At 64.9% G+C, this 18,008-nt stretch carries 23 protein-coding genes; 6 read left to right on the top strand and 17 right to left on the bottom strand.

Annotated elements, in window-relative coordinates; all coding sequences use genetic code 11:
- Positions 1–39: 39 nt before the first annotated feature.
- Complete coding sequence (locus GQS65_RS15755; protein ID WP_158205589.1) at positions 40–450, bottom strand: hypothetical protein; 411 nt, start codon at positions 448–450, stop codon at positions 40–42.
- A gap of 97 nt (positions 451–547) precedes the next feature.
- Between GQS65_RS15755 and GQS65_RS15750 the strand changes: the two genes are divergently transcribed.
- Entirely contained in the window at positions 548–943 is a 396-nt protein-coding gene (locus tag GQS65_RS15750; protein WP_158205588.1) for a hypothetical protein, read from the top strand.
- 56 nt (positions 944–999) lie between these two features.
- Here GQS65_RS15750 and GQS65_RS15745 read toward each other — a convergent pair whose 3' ends face one another.
- The 10 genes from GQS65_RS15745 to GQS65_RS15700 all read right to left on the bottom strand — a co-directional run bounded on the left by GQS65_RS15745 (position 1,000) and on the right by GQS65_RS15700 (position 8,120).
- Positions 1,000–2,286, bottom strand: a complete 1,287-nt coding sequence (locus GQS65_RS15745; protein WP_158205587.1) for an L-lactate MFS transporter — start codon at positions 2,284–2,286, stop codon at positions 1,000–1,002.
- Positions 2,287–2,552: 266 nt separating this feature from the next.
- Positions 2,553–3,650 (bottom strand): tyrosine-type recombinase/integrase, encoded by a 1,098-nt coding sequence (locus GQS65_RS15740; protein WP_199268486.1) that lies wholly within the window; start codon positions 3,648–3,650, stop codon positions 2,553–2,555.
- Entirely contained in the window at positions 3,640–3,984 is a 345-nt protein-coding gene (locus GQS65_RS15735; protein ID WP_158205586.1) for a hypothetical protein, read from the bottom strand. Before GQS65_RS15735 ends, GQS65_RS15740 begins: the two co-directional genes overlap by 11 nt.
- Positions 3,981–5,783 carry a hypothetical protein gene (locus GQS65_RS15730; protein ID WP_158205585.1) on the bottom strand — a complete coding sequence of 601 codons (1,803 nt, stop codon included), beginning with the start codon at positions 5,781–5,783 and terminating at the stop codon, positions 3,981–3,983. Before GQS65_RS15730 ends, GQS65_RS15735 begins: the two co-directional genes overlap by 4 nt.
- A complete protein-coding gene (locus GQS65_RS15725) occupies positions 5,780–6,256 on the bottom strand; it encodes a hypothetical protein (RefSeq protein WP_158205584.1) in 477 nt (158 codons plus the stop codon). The genes GQS65_RS15730 and GQS65_RS15725 overlap by 4 nt, the downstream gene beginning before the upstream one ends.
- Positions 6,243–6,467 (bottom strand): hypothetical protein, encoded by a 225-nt coding sequence (locus GQS65_RS15720; protein ID WP_158205583.1) that lies wholly within the window; start codon positions 6,465–6,467, stop codon positions 6,243–6,245. The genes GQS65_RS15725 and GQS65_RS15720 overlap by 14 nt, the downstream gene beginning before the upstream one ends.
- Positions 6,464–7,174: a hypothetical protein gene (locus GQS65_RS15715; protein ID WP_158205582.1), complete on the bottom strand. Its 711-nt coding sequence runs from the start codon at positions 7,172–7,174 to the stop codon at positions 6,464–6,466. Before GQS65_RS15715 ends, GQS65_RS15720 begins: the two co-directional genes overlap by 4 nt.
- Positions 7,171–7,518, bottom strand: a complete 348-nt coding sequence (locus GQS65_RS15710) for a hypothetical protein (RefSeq protein WP_158205581.1) — start codon at positions 7,516–7,518, stop codon at positions 7,171–7,173. The genes GQS65_RS15715 and GQS65_RS15710 overlap by 4 nt, the downstream gene beginning before the upstream one ends.
- Positions 7,519–7,905 (bottom strand): hypothetical protein, encoded by a 387-nt coding sequence (locus GQS65_RS15705; RefSeq protein WP_158205580.1) that lies wholly within the window; start codon positions 7,903–7,905, stop codon positions 7,519–7,521.
- Positions 7,905–8,120, bottom strand: a complete 216-nt coding sequence (locus GQS65_RS15700) for a hypothetical protein (protein WP_158205579.1) — start codon at positions 8,118–8,120, stop codon at positions 7,905–7,907. Before GQS65_RS15700 ends, GQS65_RS15705 begins: the two co-directional genes overlap by 1 nt.
- Before the next feature lie 204 nt (positions 8,121–8,324).
- Here GQS65_RS15700 and GQS65_RS15695 point away from each other — a divergent pair, with 204 nt between their 5' ends.
- Together GQS65_RS15695 and GQS65_RS15690 are read left to right on the top strand one after the other, a co-directional pair.
- On the top strand, positions 8,325–8,666 hold the full coding sequence (locus tag GQS65_RS15695) for an ArsR family transcriptional regulator (protein WP_158205578.1): 342 nt from the start codon (positions 8,325–8,327) through the stop codon (positions 8,664–8,666).
- Positions 8,667–8,710: 44 nt separating this feature from the next.
- Positions 8,711–9,046 (top strand): hypothetical protein, encoded by a 336-nt coding sequence (locus tag GQS65_RS15690; protein ID WP_158205577.1) that lies wholly within the window; start codon positions 8,711–8,713, stop codon positions 9,044–9,046.
- On the opposite strand, the gene GQS65_RS15685 is transcribed toward GQS65_RS15690, so the two are convergent.
- Positions 9,025–9,618: a hypothetical protein gene (locus tag GQS65_RS15685; RefSeq protein ID WP_158205576.1), complete on the bottom strand. Its 594-nt coding sequence runs from the start codon at positions 9,616–9,618 to the stop codon at positions 9,025–9,027. The two genes, GQS65_RS15690 and GQS65_RS15685, sit on opposite strands and share 22 nt — an antisense overlap.
- A gap of 90 nt (positions 9,619–9,708) precedes the next feature.
- On the opposite strand from GQS65_RS15685, the gene GQS65_RS15680 reads away from it, so the two are divergent.
- The 3 genes from GQS65_RS15680 to GQS65_RS15670 are packed head-to-tail and all read left to right on the top strand — an operon-like array spanning position 9,709 to position 10,815.
- On the top strand, positions 9,709–10,287 hold the full coding sequence (locus GQS65_RS15680; protein WP_158205575.1) for a homing endonuclease associated repeat-containing protein: 579 nt from the start codon (positions 9,709–9,711) through the stop codon (positions 10,285–10,287).
- A 59-nt stretch (positions 10,288–10,346) separates the two neighbouring features.
- The gene (locus GQS65_RS15675; protein ID WP_158205574.1) at positions 10,347–10,592 is read left to right on the top strand and encodes a HalOD1 output domain-containing protein; all 246 of its coding nucleotides are present in this window, start codon (positions 10,347–10,349) and stop codon (positions 10,590–10,592) included.
- Positions 10,593–10,632: 40 nt separating this feature from the next.
- Positions 10,633–10,815 carry a hypothetical protein gene (locus GQS65_RS15670; RefSeq protein ID WP_158205573.1) on the top strand — a complete coding sequence of 61 codons (183 nt, stop codon included), beginning with the start codon at positions 10,633–10,635 and terminating at the stop codon, positions 10,813–10,815.
- A gap of 3 nt (positions 10,816–10,818) precedes the next feature.
- On the opposite strand, the gene GQS65_RS15665 is transcribed toward GQS65_RS15670, so the two are convergent.
- From GQS65_RS15665 to GQS65_RS15645, 5 genes are all read right to left on the bottom strand, one after another.
- A complete protein-coding gene (locus GQS65_RS15665; protein ID WP_158205572.1) occupies positions 10,819–14,958 on the bottom strand; it encodes a hypothetical protein in 4,140 nt (1,379 codons plus the stop codon).
- A gap of 218 nt (positions 14,959–15,176) precedes the next feature.
- Entirely contained in the window at positions 15,177–16,289 is a 1,113-nt protein-coding gene (locus GQS65_RS15660; RefSeq protein WP_158205571.1) for a glycosyltransferase, read from the bottom strand.
- A 521-nt stretch (positions 16,290–16,810) separates the two neighbouring features.
- On the bottom strand, positions 16,811–17,191 hold the full coding sequence (locus GQS65_RS15655; RefSeq protein WP_158205570.1) for a hypothetical protein: 381 nt from the start codon (positions 17,189–17,191) through the stop codon (positions 16,811–16,813).
- Positions 17,191–17,622 (bottom strand): hypothetical protein, encoded by a 432-nt coding sequence (locus GQS65_RS15650; RefSeq protein ID WP_158205569.1) that lies wholly within the window; start codon positions 17,620–17,622, stop codon positions 17,191–17,193. The genes GQS65_RS15655 and GQS65_RS15650 overlap by 1 nt, the downstream gene beginning before the upstream one ends.
- A complete protein-coding gene (locus GQS65_RS15645; protein ID WP_158205568.1) occupies positions 17,619–18,002 on the bottom strand; it encodes a hypothetical protein in 384 nt (127 codons plus the stop codon). The genes GQS65_RS15650 and GQS65_RS15645 overlap by 4 nt, the downstream gene beginning before the upstream one ends.
- Positions 18,003–18,008: the final 6 nt, after the last annotated feature.

Here is an 18,008-nt window from a genome sequence, read left to right as displayed (position 1 = left end):
TGCCCCCCGGCGTTCGGTCACGGGACTCCGTCGACGGCGTCACGAGCGTGCGACCCGGTAGTACGTCCGCGCGTCCCCACCGACGACCACGTCGGCTCGTTCGACGGTTCCCTCCGCGACCAGCGAGGTGAGCGCGTCGTCGACGTCACCGAGGACCAGCGTCGTCGCGGTCAGGTCGCCCGCGAGGTCCACCACCTCGTTGGCGGCGTCGCCCAGCGCCTCCCCGTAGCCCGTCTCGTACGACTCGCGGACGGTCGAGGGGTCGTCGGACTCGTCGAAGTCGACGCCGAGCAGCACCTCCCGTTCGGTGAACGCCGCCTCCGGGTTCTCGTCCAGGAACGCGAGGACGAGGTTGCGCTCCGAGTCGTACTCGCCGACGGGCGTCGTGTCCGGCACGTCGACCGTCGTCTCCACCTGGCCGGACTCGAACTCCTCGCCAGTGATTGGCATACCCCTCGTTCGCCGTCCCCGGACTTAAACGGCCACCCAGCCCGAGGGCCCGACCAGTCCATTGACGTGCCTCCACGACGCGGTACGACCAGACGCGATGATGGACCACCAGTTGGAGACGACGTGCGAGCGCTGTGGGACGCGCCACCGCGTCCTCGAATCGATGCCGAACCGACCGTTCGCCCCCGAGGACGTCGAGCGACTCGACCGCTCGTGTGCGTTCGTCGGTGCGGTCGGAGCGACGCGGCCGGCCGACGTGACCGCGTCCGAAGAGGCGGCGACGACGACGAACACGCTCGTCGTCTCGACGACGCGGGCGACTCGCCTCCTGCGACGGGCGGAGGACTTCGGCTGGGTGGTCGACAGAGAGCGAGAACACGACGACGGCGAGCAGCCAGCGACGGTCGGACTGCACGTGTTCGTCGAAGCGACTCCGGAGAGTCGGCTCACGTCGGCCACCGCCCGGACGGTTCTGGGTCTGGGGGGCCAGTAGGGAGCGCTGCCGGCGGGCGAGTGAGAAGAAGGGACCGGCGGTCCGGTCGGCCGGTCTCAGTCGGTGGTCGCGCCGGTGTGCCCCGACGAACGATTCGACTCTTTGAGCTTCCCGATGCGCCAGCGCAGGACGGCCACGACGACGAGGCCGACGACGAGAGCGGCGTTGATGACGTACAGCGCACTCGTGTAGTTGCCGGTCGTATCGAGGACGAACGACGCGAGTTGCGGACCGGCGATACCGGCGGCACTCCACGCGGTCAGCGCGTAGCCGTGGATGGCGCTGACCTCCTTCGTCCCGAAGAGGTCACTGAGGTACGCCGGCAGGCAGGCGAACCCGCCCCCGTAACAGGTGATGACGAGGAAGAGCAGACCGGCGAGCATCCAGACGCCCGCGACTTCCGGCATCACGGCGAACGCCAGTATCTGGATGACCATGAACGCGCCGTAGGTCGTCGTCCGGCCGATGTAGTCGGAGACGGTCGACCAGAAGATACGCCCGCCGCCGTTGAAGATGCCGATGTAGCCGACGATGAACGCGGCCGTCGTCGCGTCGGCACCGGCGATTCGCTGGAGCATCGGCGAGGCGAACGCGAGCAGCATGATGCCCGCCGAGACGTTGATGAAGATGATGAGCCAGACGAGGTAGAACCGCGGCGAGGTCCGTGCCTGTGCCGCGGTCATGACGTCGAGTCCCGACAGCGCACCGCTGGCCTTCTCCTGGGCGTTCTCCTCGTCCTGCATCCCCTCGGGGAGCCAGTCTTTCCCCGGCTTCTGGAGGTAGCTGGCACCGAGCGTCATCAGGACGAAGTAGAGCGCCCCGAGCGCGTAGAACGTCGTCGCGACGCCGTACCCCTGGATGAGATAGTTCCCGAGCGGCCCGGTGAGGAGCGCTCCCGCACCGAAGCCCATCACCGCCAGTCCCGTCGCCATCCCCCGACGGTCGGGGAACCACTCGACGAGCGTCCCGATGGGCGAGATGTAGCCCAGGCCGATGCCCATCCCGCCGACGACGCCGAACGTGGCGAGGAACATCGGGAGACTGCCGAGTTGGACGCTCAGACCGGAGCCGACCATCCCGAGGCCGTACAGTACGGCGGCGGCGAGCCCCGCCTTCCGGGGGCCGTACTCCTCGACGTACTTCCCGAGGAACGCGGCGGTGATGCCGAGGACGAACACCGCGATGGAGAACCCGAGCGTCACCGTCGAGGTGCTCCAGCCGACGCTCTCGTTCAGCGGGTTCTGGTAGATGCTGTACGCGTAGATACTCCCGATGGAGAGGTGGATCGCGACGGCACCCAGTGCGATGAGCCACCGGTTCTTACTCGAGTCTCGATGTGACATTGAGTGTCAGCCACAACCCGTGCCAGCGGTTAGCGGCTTTTGGTATCAGCAACCTGTGGTGGAATCAGTACAGTGCTGCCCCAATCACAACGTACAAACCGAGCCGCGAGTCGACCGTCGAACGGGGTGGACGATTCGCGGCGCTCGCTGCCCCAATCCCTGTTCCGTCGAGCCCCGTCGCTCGCGGACTCGCTCGCGACAGAAGTATGGGACCGCTGAGGTAAGCGAAACCCCTCTGGCGCAAGCCGTTCGACGCCGTCGCTCGGTCATGCGACATCACCCGAGAGCCGCGAGACGTGGTCGCGACGCTTCTGCATCCGGCGCAGGAGGTCGGGCTTGTCGTAATGGTCGCGGATGACCTGCGGCGTTGCGTTGACCCGCTCGGAGAGGTCCTCAATGGGCCAGCCGACGTCGAGGTGATGGGTGATCCCGCCCGTGCGGATGGGGTGTGGACTTCGCGAGGAGGGACAGCGCGATTCGTAGCCGTGTTCACGTGCCTCGCAGGTGTCGAGATCGCGCCCGTGTGGGCAGTCGAGGCCGAACCGGCAGGGCTGGGTGACGATGTTCAGGCGCGCACGCATGGCTCCTTTCGACATCCGTCCCCGGCCCTTCTCCGTCGAGAACAGGGCTTCACGGCCCTGTTCGTCCTGAACGCGGGCGCGCTTCACGCGCTGGTACGTTGCGATGAGGTCACCCATCTCCTCGGAGAGTGCGACCGGCCGCTCGCCCTCGAGGCCATTCTTCAGCGGCGTCGTCTCGCGGTGCCGGAAGTAGATGAACGGGAGGTCGACCTCGTCGAGAACGGCTTCGTCGATGTCATCCAGATGGCGCAACCGAACGATGTCACTCTCGTCGAGGAAGCAGTCCTGGACGTCCAGCGAGTGGAGGCCACCGACTCGGGCACAGGTGTGCCAGGCGAGCCCAAACAGGACGTGGTCACGGGAGGCGTAATCGAAGCGGTCGAGCGCCTCGCCGATGACTTCCGCTCGTTCGCTGGTGAGCTTGGTGTCGCTGGTCCGGTCGGTCTTCGTCAGCTGCGGGACGTCGAGTTTCGGGGGCAGCGTCTCCGCGACCGCCTCGACATCCGCACAGAACGCGAGGAACCGCCGGAGGGTCCCGAGCATGTTGTTCAGCGCCGAGACGCTCCGGTCGCCCGACCGCAGGTGTGCGTCGTAGCGATAGAGGTCGCGACCGTCGAGGTCGTTGAGGTCGCCGACGCCTTCCGCTTCACACCACTCGACGAACTGCTTCACGCGGTAGTAGTAGCTCTGGACGGTGGCCTCGGCGCGTTCGGAGCGCTGGCGGTCGAGCCACATCTCCATCGCCTCACGTGGCGCGAGAGACGCTAGCTGCTCACTCGCCATCTTCACCCTCCAAGACGAGGCCGTGTCGTTCGAGCGCAGCCGTCCAGCGCCAGTAGAGGCAGTTGACTGCGACGAGCGCCGCGAGCGCGGAGAGGGCGAACCCAGCCACGCCAGCGAGCAGCGTGCTCATCACCCGAAACTCCGGGATGGGATTCGTCAGCCAGACAACCGCGCCGAGCATGACGGCGTCAGCAGCAAGGACCCAGACCCAGGCCAGGTCTTCGGGGAGGGTGTCGGGCTCGACGAGGCGTGCGACCAGTGGGAGGTTTGAGCTCTCGGGGTCGGTGATGAGCGTCGAGTTCTCGATGCTGGCTTTCTCGGGGTCGCTCATCATGTCGTCCCTCCGTTCGTCAGTTCTTCTCTGAACTGTGCCATCTCGGCTTTCTTCTGGTGGTTCTCGACGATTCGCTCCAGGCCGTCGACGTTGAGCTGGTAGGTCTTCTTCCGACCGTCGCGACCCGTCGTGACCACGTCCTTCTCCGCGAGTTTGTTCAGCACCTTCCCGATGTTGTCGCGATGGATGTCGACAATGCTCGTGAGGTCGTCACGACTCGCTGAGTCGACGTCGTCGTCAGCGAGGTAGAACAGCACGTCCCAGGCGTGGTCGATGTCGGTGCTGGTCTGTGCGTTCGCCCGCTGGACGGCCTCCTGAACGGCGTCGTGCCGGAGGAAATCAAGTCGTGACTCGAACTCCTCGGAAGGCGTGACGCCCTCCGCTCGCGCCTGCTGGACGTCCGCACGAAGGTCCTCGACGGTCGCTTCGAGTTCGCGGTTTCGTTCGCGAGCCTCGCTGAGCTCCTCCTGGATGTCCTCGACCTCGGGGTCGGCCTCTCCCATCTGGCGGAGGATGGTCCGCGCAGCGCTTGTCACCTCCTCGCGTACGACATCGAGTTCGCGGTACTCCGCGAGTTCGGTTTCGAGCTCCTCGATGCGCTCGTCGCGCTCACGGATCTCGACCTCGGCGTCTTCGAGGTCACCGCGCACGCTGGCGAGTTCTGTTTCGAGACGGTCGTTCCGGTCTCGGAGCTCCTCGACCTCGCCGACGAGTTCGACCTCGGCAGCGTCGGTTGCGACGCCGCCCTCCTGGATGGTCTCGAACGCGCGGGCGATGCGCTCGTTGACGTCGGCCTGTTCGCGGAGGTCCTCCCGTTCCTCTTCCAGTCGTTCGACCTGCTGTTCGAGTTCTTCGATGCGGTCACGCCGCTGCTCCTGTTGCTCTTCACGAGCATCGATTTCATCGCGGAGGTCAGCGAGCGCAGCGGTGAGTTCCGCCGGTGGGTCGGGAACTTCGAACGACTCCTCGCGCGGGTCCGGTGAGGCTCGTCGACGAACCGTCGTCGGACCGACGACACGCTGGCGCGTGAAGTCACCGTAGACCAGCACCTCGCCGATGTCGAGCGCCTCGATCTCCTCGGCGTCGACGCCGATTTCGCGAGCGACGTCCTTCCGGTCGGTCGCGTGGAGTCGGTGAACGACGAAGTTGTCCGTCTGGCTGACGACGGCCTTCGAGACGTACGCTCGGCGCTGGTACGCGCTGATGAGCGTGAGACCCTTGTTCCCGCCTTCGGTGGCGAGCTTCACGATCTGGGCGCGGGCTCGGCGGACGTCGTCATCTAAATCGATGTGTGGCGCATTGTTCTCGGGAGCCAAGACGTGGGCCTCGTCGATGATGACGAGGGCCTTCCGTCGATTGCCGGCGCGAAGTCGCGCCTGGGCCTGGTCGTTCAGCGCCTTCATCGCCGTTGCGACCGCCGCGTGCTCGGTGTGACGGTCCGGGTCATCGTCGAGGTCCGAGTAGGTGGAGACGTCGACGAGGACCTTCCATCCACGTTCGAGAACGAGGTCGGCGACGAGGTCGATTTGTTCGAGCGGAAGTGCGAGGTCGATACCGGGTTCGTCGCGAGCGCCGACGACCACGATGTCGTCGTCGACCTGGCGGACAGGCGTAAGAATGCCGAGGCGCTCGAAGACGATCGTCGGAATGGTGACGTCGGCGAGGTCTTCGAGGATGACTGCGAGCGTGTTGCTCTTGCCCGTCTTCGACGCTCCCTCGACCGCGAGTCTGAAATCGGTGGTGGCGAGTGGGTCGAACGTATGTTCGCCGAGGACGACCTGGCTAGCAGAGTCGGTCATCGCTGGACGTCCACCTCCACGTCGACGACGTCTTCGATGCGCTCTCGAAGTGCCTTCACGCGCTCGCGATAGCAAAACGAGCAGTGGCGGCCCTCCTCGACGGAGCGCTCCATCCGCTCACGGAGCTGGTGGTAGTTCGGGTGCGTGGTGAATCCGGACCACTGTCCGTCCTTCTTCGCAAGGTAGTGGCCGTCACAGACCGGATAGACCTCCGCCTGGTCGACCCACAGGAGGCACGTCGCCTGGCCGACGTCGTCCTCGTCAACGTAGGAACTGGCGAGGTCGTTCAGTGCGCTGGAGGTCTGAATCTCTGCCTCCCAGTTGACGAACTTCTCGACGAACTCGTCGTCGTGGTCCTCGGGGTCGTCACCGCAGAGCGCCTCGTCCATGGAGACGTCGACGGTGATCGACTCGGGGAGGTCTTCGGGAAGTTCGTGAGGAGTGCTGGTGGAGAGCTTATCAGGCCGAGACATCGGTAGCCACCTCCTCAGTGTAGATTACCTGCGGTTCGCCGTAGGTGTCTCGCACGGCGTACTTCGCCTGATGCTTGGCGTTATTGAGTGTGTACGCCATGAACACGTCTCGCGTCCACTTCCCCGAGTCGGAGTCTCGAACAGTGATTATCCAAACGTTCTGGCCGTCGCCGTCCTGCTGAACTTCCTGCGACGGTTTGGCGTCGCTCACGCCTGTTCACCTCCATCCTCGTCGAGTGAGCGATTCGCCCAGTCCCGGAGGAACATGAGGTCCTCGTCGCGGAGTCGCAGCGAGAAGCGACCCTCGTTGCTGTACCCGGTGAGGATGTGTGACCCGTCGGGAGCCGACGCCCCTTCCCACTGCCAGCTCGGTGGGTCGGGCTCGTCGCTCTCGGTGTCGACGGCTTCCCCGCCGTCGGTCCGAATCTCGGGACTGTCACCGGGTTGCACTGACTCGACAGAGTGAGGCGGTGAATAAAAACACTCTCTGAGTGATTTTTCTGACATGTTGGCTCTATCGGTCGATTTCCAGCCGGTAACGGCCTCGGCGACCGCGCGCGAGAACTCGGCATCGCAGTCGTCGTTCCGACAGGAGAAGCCACCGTCACGGAGGTTGCGCAGCGGCTCGTGGCCACACGGCATCATCTGCTCTTCGGAGAAGTGCTCCGAGATGTACTTGTAGGCCTCGCGGTCGGTACTCCAGCGGTAGACCAGCCCCTGGGTCTTTCGGTTGTCGGGATAGACGCGGTCGACTTGCTCGACCGCCCCGATCTGGTGGAACTCCCGGAGCGCCGTGAGGTTCAGGCCGTCGATGTCTCGAAGCAACCACGGGTCGGCATCGGGCTCTGGCAGGCACAACGCGGCTGCGCGGTAGGCCCGGAGCGTGATGGTGACCTTCGTAGAGGAGGTCCGCTTCATCGCTGAGCCTCCGTCTCTGCGGGCTGGTCGTGGTCGGTACTCTGGGGCTGGGTTCTCGGGTTCATGTTCTGGGTTGCGTCGGTCGCGTCGGACCCGTCATGGGTCCGGTCGTCAGTTCGGCCACCGTCATCGGGCCGGTCAGTTCGTTCGGCAAGGGCGCGCTCACGAGCGCTGTCGACGCCTCTCTGGGAGACCGTCTTCGTCCAGTCGCACGCCGGGTTTGAGCACGGCACTTCGACCGTGTCGACCAGTGGCGAGCGGTCGTTATCGGCGGTGACGAGGAAGGCGCCACCACAGGCGCAGTCGCCGGCGGTCACGATTGGGACCGGTCCGTCGACGGCCATCTACCGTGTCACCTCCTGGTCGCGTTCATCGTCGATTGCGAGGTCGACGGAGTGGCTCGTTCGTCGGGCGTGGTTCTCAGCGCTCTTCGTGACGAACTCGCGGCCGGCGTCGTCACCGGGTGCGAACGCGTGGGCGCTCCAGCGCGCTTCACACTCTCGGCACGCCGCCAGCGCCTGCGGGTCGTCTGTCTGGCCGTCCTCGAGGAGACCGCCGTCGGTGGCGACGCGCCCTTGGTCGGTCTCGGTCTGGGGCAGGCTCTGGTGGCCGACGACGCCGCGGGTCTGAATCCCCGAGACGCGACAGCCACACGGCGAGGCGCGGTGGTCGCCGGGGCCGCGCGAGGCGATGGCGAGCATCGGCTCGCGGCAGCTGGGACAGTGACGCATCAGAGCATCACCCCGGTGGTGAGCGCGCTGGTGAGTGCGGCGAGTGCCAGGAGCGTGAGGACGAACAGCTTCCCGATCGTCTCGTGACGGTCGGCGAGGAAGAGCCGCTGGACAGTCGGTTCTGAAGGACAGTGCGTCGGTCGTGCGGAACGGTTTTGTTCCGGATTCGCGTTTGTTCTCATCGGGCTTCTGCAACCCAGCGCGGCGGTGTTCATGCACCGTCGCGTTTCGCAGCAACACGCTCCACAGCGGAGCGGCCGCGCTGGGCTGATACGCGACTAGTTCTGCCCAACTGACTTAAGCATTTGCAGATTGCACATGGAGTATCAAAGTACTATATCCAGTAGGAAATGGCAAGTGCAAAGCACACATATCAGAAAAATTAAGAGTTAACACCTGTGACCAACCAACGAGAAGTAGTGAAACTCGTCGTTCCGACCGATTTCGAGATACTCGAAGAAATGAAAGACGGTAAGCGCTTTACCGCAACATTTCTCGCCGAGATACTCGACAAAAAATCGAAGTATATGAACAACCGGTTGGCCGCGTTAGCAGGTGCTGGATACGTCGAGAAGGTCGGTGAGACCGGCAATTCCGGCATGTACGTCGTCACTCCTGTCGGCATAGCGGCTCTCGAACACAAAGACGAGTACAGCCACGACGAAGCACGAGAGTTCCTGAAAAGTGCAGAAACATGGGCTGAGAGTACAGATTCGGACAGCGATTGCTTGCACGACCGCTCCGGTAGCAGTCCCGCGTAACGGTCTGATTTTGATGGCATGGATTCCGGGAGGCGCGTGAGGGGATGGGCGAGGAACAGACCGTCGAGCGTGAGGGGGTGGACGCCGATGGTGCCGCACCCGAGAACCACGAAGACAACGAAATCACGCTTCAAGAACGCCTCGTCGGGTATCGGTACTCGAACTCGATTTGGAAGCGGTCGGCGGCGATGGGCGCAAAGCTGGCTATCGAGGGTTGCTTTTCTCTTGTCGCTGGACTTGTCCTCGCGGCCTTCGCGTGGATGGCTCCAGTAGGGGAGTTGCCGTTTGTCGGGCCAACGCTAGGTTTCTGGGTGGTTTGTCTCGCCGGAACGACGACATCACTCCGTCTGGTCTGGTGTTATCTTTCGGACGAACGGTAACTGTACTGACCGGCACGTGCCGCCGACGAGCGAACGATCGACCGGCGAAGAAACTCGTTCGAATCGTCGATGAGTCCCAGCGAATACAACGGCGAGAACACCGCGTAGCGCGCGAGAACCGATGGTGAGAGGAACGGGTGAATCTGCCCCAACTCGTCATCGATGAGCGGAAAGACGACCGCGCCGACGATAGCGAGATACGGGAGGCCGGCCCGGTAGGCGAGGAGATAGCCGATAGTCCCGCCGACCACGACCATCGTCGCCCAGAGCACGAGCATCATGACGATCATCCCGAACAGCAACCCCCTGATCGATTCAGGTTCCGAGGTTGGCGCGGTCTCACTGTCCGACGGTGATTCGGAGTTCGTACGTATCTGGTTGAGCATCGACAGCAATCCGAGATTAACAGCACTTAACAGGCCGTATGGGGCGGCTTCAGGAAATATGTGGGCAAAGAGAATCACCACTACTGCGGCGAAGGGAGCCCCCGCGATGAGCATCTGAATGCCTGCCAGCAAAAATGACCGATAGAAGCGTGTGATGGCGGTGGGCAGTCCAGGGTACTCGGTCACATCCTCTCGTTGCGACTGTCTCCTAGTAACCCTTTCCACCGCGTGCTGAGTCCCCAACTGATTAGTTTATCCAGCAGTCACCACGCGACCATGAGCGAGGAGCCCCATCTCGCCGAACGCGTCATCGTCGAGGAGCTCCGGACCATCGCCGCCGAAGTCGAACGTGTCCCTCGAACCGAGGACATCAAAGCACACGCTTCGTTTCCCTCGAATCACGTCCACCAGGTGTTCGGCTCGCTGGCGAGCGCCCAACTCGCGGCGGGGATGGAGCCGACGACCGTCCGGGGCCTCCCCGACGAGCTTCTGCTGAACGAACTGGAGGCAGTCGCCGCCGAGCTGGGCCGAACACCGACGCGCCGTGCGTTCGACGAACGCTCGCTGCTCCCTGCCTCCGGTTTCAAGTCACGGTGGGGAAGCTGGACGGATGCGCTCAAAGAGATCGGACTGGAGCCGAACGTCGAGCCCGAACCCGACGTGACCCGAGAAGACGTCGTCGAGCGGATTCGGCAGGTCGGCGAGGAACTCGGTCGGAACCCGACCATCGACGAGGTGATCGAGCACTCGGAAGCGACACGGTGGCAACTGACCGTTCGCTTCGGGAAATTCTCGGTGATGGCCGAGGAGGCGGGCTTCGAGTCGACGCTCACGCCAGTTCGGAACCGAGACTGAACCACCAGAGCCGCCATTCTGTGCGGAACACTTACTTTCAGAGAGTCATCCATTCTGATATGCCGTCCCCGTCGACACGAATCGTCGAGACCGTCGCCCGGCGTGAAGGCGTCGCACCGCACGAACTGGTTCCTGAACTCTATCAGGCGACCGACCCTGACGCCCTCGACCAGCTCTTTCGCGGGCGAGACCACGGGATAGTGACGATTCGGTTCCACGGCTACCGGGTGACGCTCACGGCCGACGAGAAGGTGACCGTCGAGGAGATCGAGAACGAGGACGGGAGCGAACCGGCGGTCGCCTGAACGCCGGAACTCTTATTTCCGATAACCAACCAGTCAGAACATGGCACAGTCCAGAGGCGGCCCACGCTTCCATCTGTGGGATCGACTCGAACTCTACGCGTTTCTCGCGCTGATGGCTTTCTGCTTCGGGTTCGGGATACTGAAAGCGGTAGACCCAGTTGCTGCGGCGAAAGTCGAACTGGCACTCGACCTCTCCTTCGAGTGGCTCAAAGCTTCTGTCTGAAGCTCAGTTCTCCCAGAAGTCCTGTTCCAACACGTCGTCGCCGCTGGCGATGCCAGTGTCGAACACCTCATCGACAGCGCTCTCGTCGGTGAACCAGTCGTCGCCGAACTCGTCTTCTGGTGGCACGTCGGTGAGTTCCCGGCCGCCTCGGCGGGGCGCGGGGTCGGCCGGCGTCCGGAAGCGCTGGCGAGTTCGGCGGTCGAGGTCGAAGCGCATCTCGGTCTCGAACTCCGAGCCCGTTGGCTGGTCGAACCGCGTCGGCGTCTCGAAGGCCGTCCCCTCCCACGTGTCCAGGTCAGTGTCGCCGAACTGGTCGGTCGACGTGTCGAGGCCCACATCGAGGTCGTCGGCCAGCTCTGCCTCGAACATCGCCATCTCGCGTTCGACACTCGTCGGCGGTGCGTCCTCGAACGTCTCGAACCCGTCGTCGACGGCTGGTTCCGTGGCCCGAGGAACGCTCGTCTCGACGCGCCGGAAGCTGTCACGCTGGGCCTGTTCGACGAGGTCGTCCTGTCGCCGGAGCTCCTCTAACTCCGCACGCGACTCCGTCTCGGACTCGAAGCGCGTGACGGTCTGCTGTCTGCCCCCATCGTTGAGGTTCTGGCCAGCCTGGAGTTGCGTCGGTCGGCCCGTGCTCCCGTCGGTGCTCTCGTCGAGCGCCATCCGGAGGAACTCCCGGTCGCGGTCGTCGTAGATGTCCAGTTCGAGGTCATCGGCGTCGGCATCGAGCGTCGGCTCCTCGACCCGATCGGGGCGACGCGGGCCGATGCGAATCGTCGCGTCGTCTGGGAGGTCGCGCAGCGCTCGGACGGCATCATCAGCATCCAGCAGCCCACTTCGAACGGCTCGGTCCGCCCGACCCTCGACGAGCGCTCGCTGGATGGCGATCGACGAGCGGGCGTCGCTGAGTCGCCGTCGACCGGCGTAGAACGCGGCTTCGGGCAGCGACTCGTCGGCCGGGCGCACCCGTCGACTGTCGGGCGCTCTATCGGGCAGCAGGTCTCGGAGCTGGTCGACACGGTCCTCGACCCGGCCGCCGGCGAGCGAGCGGCGAATAGCGAACGACGACCGGGCATCGTCGATTCGACGCCGGCCGGCGACATCCAGCGCCTCGGCCAGCGAGTCTTCGACCTCCAGCGTCGCCTGCACGTCTCGAACGCTCTGTGGCACGGCGTTGTCGACGGCCTGTCCGAACGCTACCTCCGCGTCGAGGCGGGCGGTGTCAGCAGCGAACAGGGCTGACTCGGGGGCATCTCTGAGCGCCTCACGCGTCCGCCGTCGCGCCTGAGTGGTCGCGAGTTCCGTGTCGAGGCGCGCAGTGTCCAGGGCGAGCCCCACGTCGCGGACGCCCTGTCGGGCCGCTTGCGGAACTCGACGGCCGGCGACCTCGGCGTCCAGGCGGGCGGTCTGGAGGTCGAACCTAGCCTGGACCGCGGAGTCGCGCAGCGCCGGCCCGACCTGTCCGGCGGCCACCTCCGCGTCGAGGCGGCCGGTCTGGGCACGGAACGCCGCCTCCGTGGCGGCCTGCTCGCCTGCGTCGGCGGCACTGTCGACGCTCTCGCGAAGCTGTTGCTGGGCTCCTCCGGCGGCGAGTTCGGCGTCAGCGCGTCGCCTGAGCGCTTCTGCGCCGGCGCGTGCAGTTCCTTCTCGGACGCTGTCGACGACCGAGCGAGTGACCGTCGCGGAGTCGGCCCCCGAGCGGAGCGTGCCCGTCCCGATCTCGGAGGCGGCGTCACTGATGGTGCTGGGCACGCCCGCGACTCGTGCCCGGAGGTCGCGAGCAGCCAGGTCAGCGTCGGCGAGGCGTTCGAGCGCCTGGCGTCGGACCTGCGGGTCGATCTCGACGAGCCCGGCGTCGGCATCCCGCTCAAAGGAGACCTCGAACTCACTCTCGCCGTCGCCGCGGAAGCGCTCGCGAACACTCCCCGCGCGTCCTCGAGCCGACGGTGTCTGGAAGGAGACGCCCCGAGCGCTGGCGGCCGCTCCCCGAAGCGTGGTCGGGAGGCCCGCAGCGCCGGCCCCGAGTCGTGCGCCCTCCTCGATGGGCTGGAGTGCGACCGAGGTCGCGCGGCCAGCTGTCCCGGAGACTCGCGAGGCGGCCCCGACCGTGCCTGCCACACCGACGAAAGACCCGGCGATTCGGCTCCCTGTCTCCCACGGTCGGGATGTCAGTCGGGTCTTGAACGAGTCACCTGCCATCACGCCCGCACTGACCGTCTCGCCGACCGTCTCTCTCCCTCGGCCGTCGTTGAACCCCTCGACGTTGTACGCAATCAACTCGCCACCTTCGTCCAACCCACGAACAATCTGCGGGACGTCGAGCACGTCACCGACGCCCTGAACGAACGACTCGACGGAGCGCTCGGTCACGTTCGTTCCCGTCACTCGGTCCTCGACGAGCGCCACGGGCGAGTAACGCGCACTCACCCCGGCTGCACCGGCGACGGGGTCGACTATCTCGGACCTGAACCCTCGACTCAACCCATCGAGGAACTCCTCGCCACCCTGGATGCCCAGCACTCGGCCACCGTCGTCTCCGAAGCGCTCGGGTTCGCGCGACTGAATCTCCCGTGCGGCCTCGGCGGAGAAGTCGGCCTCCCAGCCGCCCTGGGCGTTCCGGTCCAACTCGATCTCGCTCTCGTCGATGCCGAACTCCCGAGCCAGCTGCTCACGGGTGGCGTCCTCGGTGAGGCCGAACGAGGAGTCGTCACGCGCCGCCAACTCCCCCGACGAATTTCTGACCAACACGGTGTCTCGACGCACTTCCAGGTCCTCGACGTCGATGTCGGCGTTCGCCTCGGCGATGCGCATCCGCGCGCGGAACTCGTCGCTGGCGACGTCCATTCGCTCACTGGCCGCCACGGCCCGCTTCGCGCCCTCAGGAGCCTGGCGGACTAACTCGAAGCGGTAGGCATCCCGCCCGCTCTGGGTCAGCTCGGCAACCGCCCGGCCGTCGTCGTCGATGTCGACGCTGATCTGGTCTTCGTTCGCCCCCACACCGGGCACCTCCGCGGCCACGCTCTCGCGCGCTCGGCGAATCTTCGCGGCGTTGGTGAGCCGCGGGTCGAGGTCGCCGTCGCCATCCTGGTCGTTGATGACGAGGTCGGTCGGGTCGAGGTCGGGGTTCTCGGCGAGGATCTCCTGGCGCATCCGCTCGGCACGTGCCCGGCCGGTGAGCGCGACCGACACCGCCTGTTCGTCGACGGTACCCGAGCGAGTGACCTCGATGTCCTCGGCGTCGAGGCCGGCCTCCTGGCCGGCGACGTCGCGGGCGATCTCCTCGTCGGTGGGGTTCACCCCCAAACGCTCGCGAGCAGCGGCGACGAGTTCGGGCTGGGGCTGGCCGTTCGGCCCCTCGACGATAGCGACGTCATCACGCGAGAGTTGGACGCCCTGCTGAGCTTCGATGCTGTCGATGAACCCGCGTTCGACCTGCCGGGCACGCCGCCCGCGAGCGGAGCGCTCGGTCTCGATGCCCTGCGCATCCTGAAGGGCGCGGTCCTCGAGACCCTGGACGGCTGCGTCGATATTCTGGTTCTGCGCCTGCGTGAGGCCGTCACCGTCGCTGTCGCGGTCCTGTCGAGAGACCGTGACCGGCTCGGGATTCGTCGGCGCTTCGTCCTCGACGTTCTCGGTTGTCGTGCCGTAGTCGCTCGACCCGTCGCCGTCGACGTCGGTCAGCGGGTTCGTCCCGCGCGTCTGGTTGTCGCGAACGCTCGGGCGACTGGACGAGTCGGAAGACGAACCACCACTCCCACCACCGTCGCCGCTGTTCGGCTCCGACCCGTCGGCCGGTCGGACGGCGGGGTTCGACCCACCGGTCGGTGACTGCGTGTCGGTAGTCGAGTCCGAGCCCTGGGAGGGACCGGGTTCGTAGACGCCGGTCGACCCGGAATCGGAGGTCGACCCGCCGCCGGAGCCCGAGGAGCCACTGCTGGACCCACCGTCCGAGTCACTGACGGGTCGAATCGCCGGCCGAGGACCGCTGGTGTAGTCGTTCGACGTCGACGATGTCGAGTTCGACTCCGTCGATGAAGATGTCGAGGACGAGGAGCTATCTGTCGTGTCGCTACTGTCGGTCGAGGAACTGGAACTGGACCCACCCGACCCGGCGGCAGCGCCGAAGCGCGAAGTATCTGCCATGTCACAGAATCGGGAATCAACCTGCTAAGGCGTTCTGTGGGTATATTGTGGCTATCGGATTGATACAAGGAGTCTGCTGGTCACGAATCGACGCTCGAAACGGGGGCCGTGTTAGCCACGTGGGGCCGGCCCAGAGACCATCTTCCGTCCTCTGATACATGCGGTTGGAGAACCGCACTCAAACGGTCCTGTTCGGGGTGAATTAAACTATGGACACGTCAGTCCGCGGGTTCGGACTCCGGTTCCGGTGTTGAGGACTGGACCTTGAGCCGAGCAGGTGCTCGGTTGACCGCTCGAAGGGCGAGACCACGCCCCCAGAATATCGTCCCGGCGATGCGAGCGAAGACGAGCGACGGTTGATAGAGGAGCAAGAACACCGGGAGCGCAAAGACGTGGTCCAACGAGCGCTCGTGACGCGTGACGGCAAGTGCGGTCGCCATCAGGATCATACCGAAGCCGGCGAGGAGGAACGGCGTCACGAGCGTCCGAACCGGAATCGACCCGGCGAGGCCGTGCGTCACGAGGGCGTATCCCGCCGTTGCGACCGACGCGACGAGCAGGACCGACGAGACGACCCGGAAGGGGAGAGCGAACGACCCCAGCACGCCAAACTTCCGGTTGAACAGCGTATGCTTGTGGCGGACGATTGTGTTCAGGCCATTGCGCTGCCAGATGACCCGCTGACGGAACAGGCCCCGAACCGTGGGCGGAGCCTCCGTGAGTGCGACCGCTCCGGGAGCGTACGCGACGTGGCCGAACTCGTGCATCGAGACGGTGATGCCCATATCCTCGGCACAGTAGTTCGGCGCAATCCACCCTCCGGCCTCCTCAAGCCGCTCACGGCGAAACGCCCCGAATGCCCCGGAGATGCACATCAAGTGGCGGAACTTGCACTGGAACATCCGGGCCATATCCATCGCCAAGAGGTATTCGAGGCTTTGGAATCGGGTCAGGAGTGATGCATCGTCATTGAGGACTTGGACGTTGCCCGCGACCGCTGATACGTCAGGGTCCGCGAGCGGTGCGACGATTGCCTCAAGCGCCCCCGGCGTCAGTTCAGTGTCCGCGTCGACGCCGACGACGACCTCGTGACGGGCGCGGCTCAACCCGTTGTTCTTGGCTACGCCCTGTCCAGTGTTCTCCGCTTGGTGAATCGGGCGCAAGCCGGCGAACTCCTGGGCGAGCTCATCGAGGATGGCTTTCGTCGAATCCGTCGAGCAGTCGTTAACGACGAGCACTTCGAGGTCGCCGGGGTAGTGCTGGTCGAAGATTGAACGGACCACGCCCTCAATGATGTCCTCCTCGTTCCACGCCGGGATGACGACGCTCACACTCGGTGCGTCATCAGGGTCGAGAGCGATGTCCGTCGAGTGATGCCCCCAGAACGCCGTTATGGCGCGTCCTCCTGTCCAGAGGGCGATAATTGCGAGGAACACAGGGGACCTGAGCAGGACAGCCCCGACAGTGCCGTCAAGGCCTGGAACAGGAAGGTACCAGAGGCAAATGGCCGTCCCGAGCAGTGCGACAACGACAGCTGCCCGCCGTCTACTGAGCTCCAGAACTGACCCTAAACCGCTCACGATCGGTCCTCTGGGGGCATTGAGATGTATCCAGAGAGGCCCTTGAACTCGATTCCCTGCCACACAATTCGATCACCTGAGTGAACTCCCTCCCTCTGACGAATTACTGTTGAAATAATATCACCCGACGAATCGGTTGATTGAACAGAGGGCTGTTCCGCAGAATATGTCAAATTGCTCACCATAAACGTTCTGGCAGCAAGTTCTGTTCGACTCAAAAGAGGTTTTCTATTTGTGTATGCGTTTGTGTGACATATTCACAATCTAATTCCTCACTGAAGCGCGTCTCGAGCGGTCCGTGTGTCACTCCCGGACGGGCAGGCGTAGATTCCCCACCACGTGGCCACAATCGACAGGAGAAGCCACTCACGAGCGGTCGCGGGGACGTAGCCTACGGCGAATACCCACAGAAAGGCGACGATACCGACTGCGATGCCGACGAGCATCGGCGCGAGTGCAGCGAACACAACGGCCCAGGCGGGCGTGTCGTCGGCCCACCAGACCTGCCACGACACCTGGACCGACAACGGGTTCGCCAGCCGCGAGCGTCGCGCCCACGGTTTCGAGACGAGCGCGTGGGTGGCTTCGTGAGCCATCGCCGGTGGGAGCGTCACCAACACCGAAAACAGCCTGAGAAACGCGACAGCGACCATCAGCGAGCCCCCGGGTCCAGCACGTAGCGTCGGGCCAACTCCAGCAGCATCGACGCCCCGCCGAGGACGATGATCGCTCGTGCGAGGCCGACGTAGCTCCCCGGCAGCAGCGGAAACGCCATCGCGCCCACCAGAATCGTGAACACCGCGGGCACGGCGAGGTCTCGACCGCCGGCGACCCACCAGACGAGGTTGACCGCGCCGAGGAACAGCAGGCCGAACAGCGCCTCGCCGCCCAACGCGACGACGACGTCGTCGAGCGCGGTTTCGAGCATGTTCGAGCTTCCGTCGAACCCGTCGAGTGGTGCCGTGTAGGGCGTCTCAGGGGTGACGGGCGTGATGGGACCGAACGGGTTCTCGGGTGTCGGCGTCTCCTGGAGTGTCGCCAGCAGGGAGGACGTCCAGGAGACGAGCGTCGCGAGGAGCGTCACTGGAGGACCCTCCCGAGGACGAACTGCGTCCCGCCAATAAACGCCAAAATCTGAGCTGGCCAGCCCAGCGGGAACGCCGCCCAGCTGGGCATGCCGAGCCACATCAACGTGTTCGGAAAGAGGTTGATGATGCTGAAGATGCTGAACGTGTTCGACCCACCCGAGAGGATGAGCCCGACGATGTTCCCGTCGTCTTGGGCAGCGGCCTCGCCTTCGAGGCCCTGGTTCGGGTTGTACTTGTCCGCCGAGTCGTTAACGGCCGACGAGACGCCAGGCTGGTCGTCGACGAGGCCGACGGCACCCCAGAATCCCGAAGCCGAGACGATGGCGGCGACGATACCGACGCAGATGATGAGCGCGACTGGATAGGTTGTTCTCATGGTTGA

The sequence above is a fragment of the Halomarina oriensis genome (assembly GCF_009791395.1).
Taxonomy (GTDB): domain Archaea; phylum Halobacteriota; class Halobacteria; order Halobacteriales; family Haloarculaceae; genus Halomarina; species Halomarina oriensis.
This window is presented reverse-complemented; position numbering and strand designations above follow the sequence as displayed.

Bases quoted from the DNA above. Each gene is read 5' to 3' on its own strand.
- GQS65_RS15710 (WP_158205581.1), bottom strand. From the start codon at position 7,518: ATGGCCGTCGACGGACCGGTCCCAATCGTGACCGCCGGCGACTGCGCC.
- GQS65_RS15730 (WP_158205585.1), bottom strand. From the start codon at position 5,783: ATGACCGACTCTGCTAGCCAGGTCGTCCTCGGCGAACATACGTTCGAC.
- GQS65_RS15740 (WP_199268486.1), bottom strand. From the start codon at position 3,650: ATGGCGAGTGAGCAGCTAGCGTCTCTCGCGCCACGTGAGGCGATGGAG.
- GQS65_RS15680 (WP_158205575.1), top strand. From the start codon at position 9,709: ATGAGCGAGGAGCCCCATCTCGCCGAACGCGTCATCGTCGAGGAGCTC.
- GQS65_RS15750 (WP_158205588.1), top strand. From the start codon at position 548: ATGATGGACCACCAGTTGGAGACGACGTGCGAGCGCTGTGGGACGCGC.
- GQS65_RS15675 (WP_158205574.1), top strand. From the start codon at position 10,347: ATGCCGTCCCCGTCGACACGAATCGTCGAGACCGTCGCCCGGCGTGAA.
- GQS65_RS15755 (WP_158205589.1), bottom strand. From the start codon at position 450: ATGCCAATCACTGGCGAGGAGTTCGAGTCCGGCCAGGTGGAGACGACG.
- GQS65_RS15745 (WP_158205587.1), bottom strand. From the start codon at position 2,286: ATGTCACATCGAGACTCGAGTAAGAACCGGTGGCTCATCGCACTGGGT.
- GQS65_RS15655 (WP_158205570.1), bottom strand. From the start codon at position 17,191: ATGGTCGCTGTCGCGTTTCTCAGGCTGTTTTCGGTGTTGGTGACGCTC.
- GQS65_RS15665 (WP_158205572.1), bottom strand. From the start codon at position 14,958: ATGGCAGATACTTCGCGCTTCGGCGCTGCCGCCGGGTCGGGTGGGTCC.
- GQS65_RS15705 (WP_158205580.1), bottom strand. From the start codon at position 7,905: ATGCGTCACTGTCCCAGCTGCCGCGAGCCGATGCTCGCCATCGCCTCG.
- GQS65_RS15715 (WP_158205582.1), bottom strand. From the start codon at position 7,174: ATGAAGCGGACCTCCTCTACGAAGGTCACCATCACGCTCCGGGCCTAC.
- GQS65_RS15690 (WP_158205577.1), top strand. From the start codon at position 8,711: ATGGGCGAGGAACAGACCGTCGAGCGTGAGGGGGTGGACGCCGATGGT.
- GQS65_RS15670 (WP_158205573.1), top strand. From the start codon at position 10,633: ATGGCACAGTCCAGAGGCGGCCCACGCTTCCATCTGTGGGATCGACTC.
- GQS65_RS15645 (WP_158205568.1), bottom strand. From the start codon at position 18,002: ATGAGAACAACCTATCCAGTCGCGCTCATCATCTGCGTCGGTATCGTC.
- GQS65_RS15725 (WP_158205584.1), bottom strand. From the start codon at position 6,256: ATGTCTCGGCCTGATAAGCTCTCCACCAGCACTCCTCACGAACTTCCC.
- GQS65_RS15735 (WP_158205586.1), bottom strand. From the start codon at position 3,984: ATGATGAGCGACCCCGAGAAAGCCAGCATCGAGAACTCGACGCTCATC.
- GQS65_RS15700 (WP_158205579.1), bottom strand. From the start codon at position 8,120: ATGAACACCGCCGCGCTGGGTTGCAGAAGCCCGATGAGAACAAACGCG.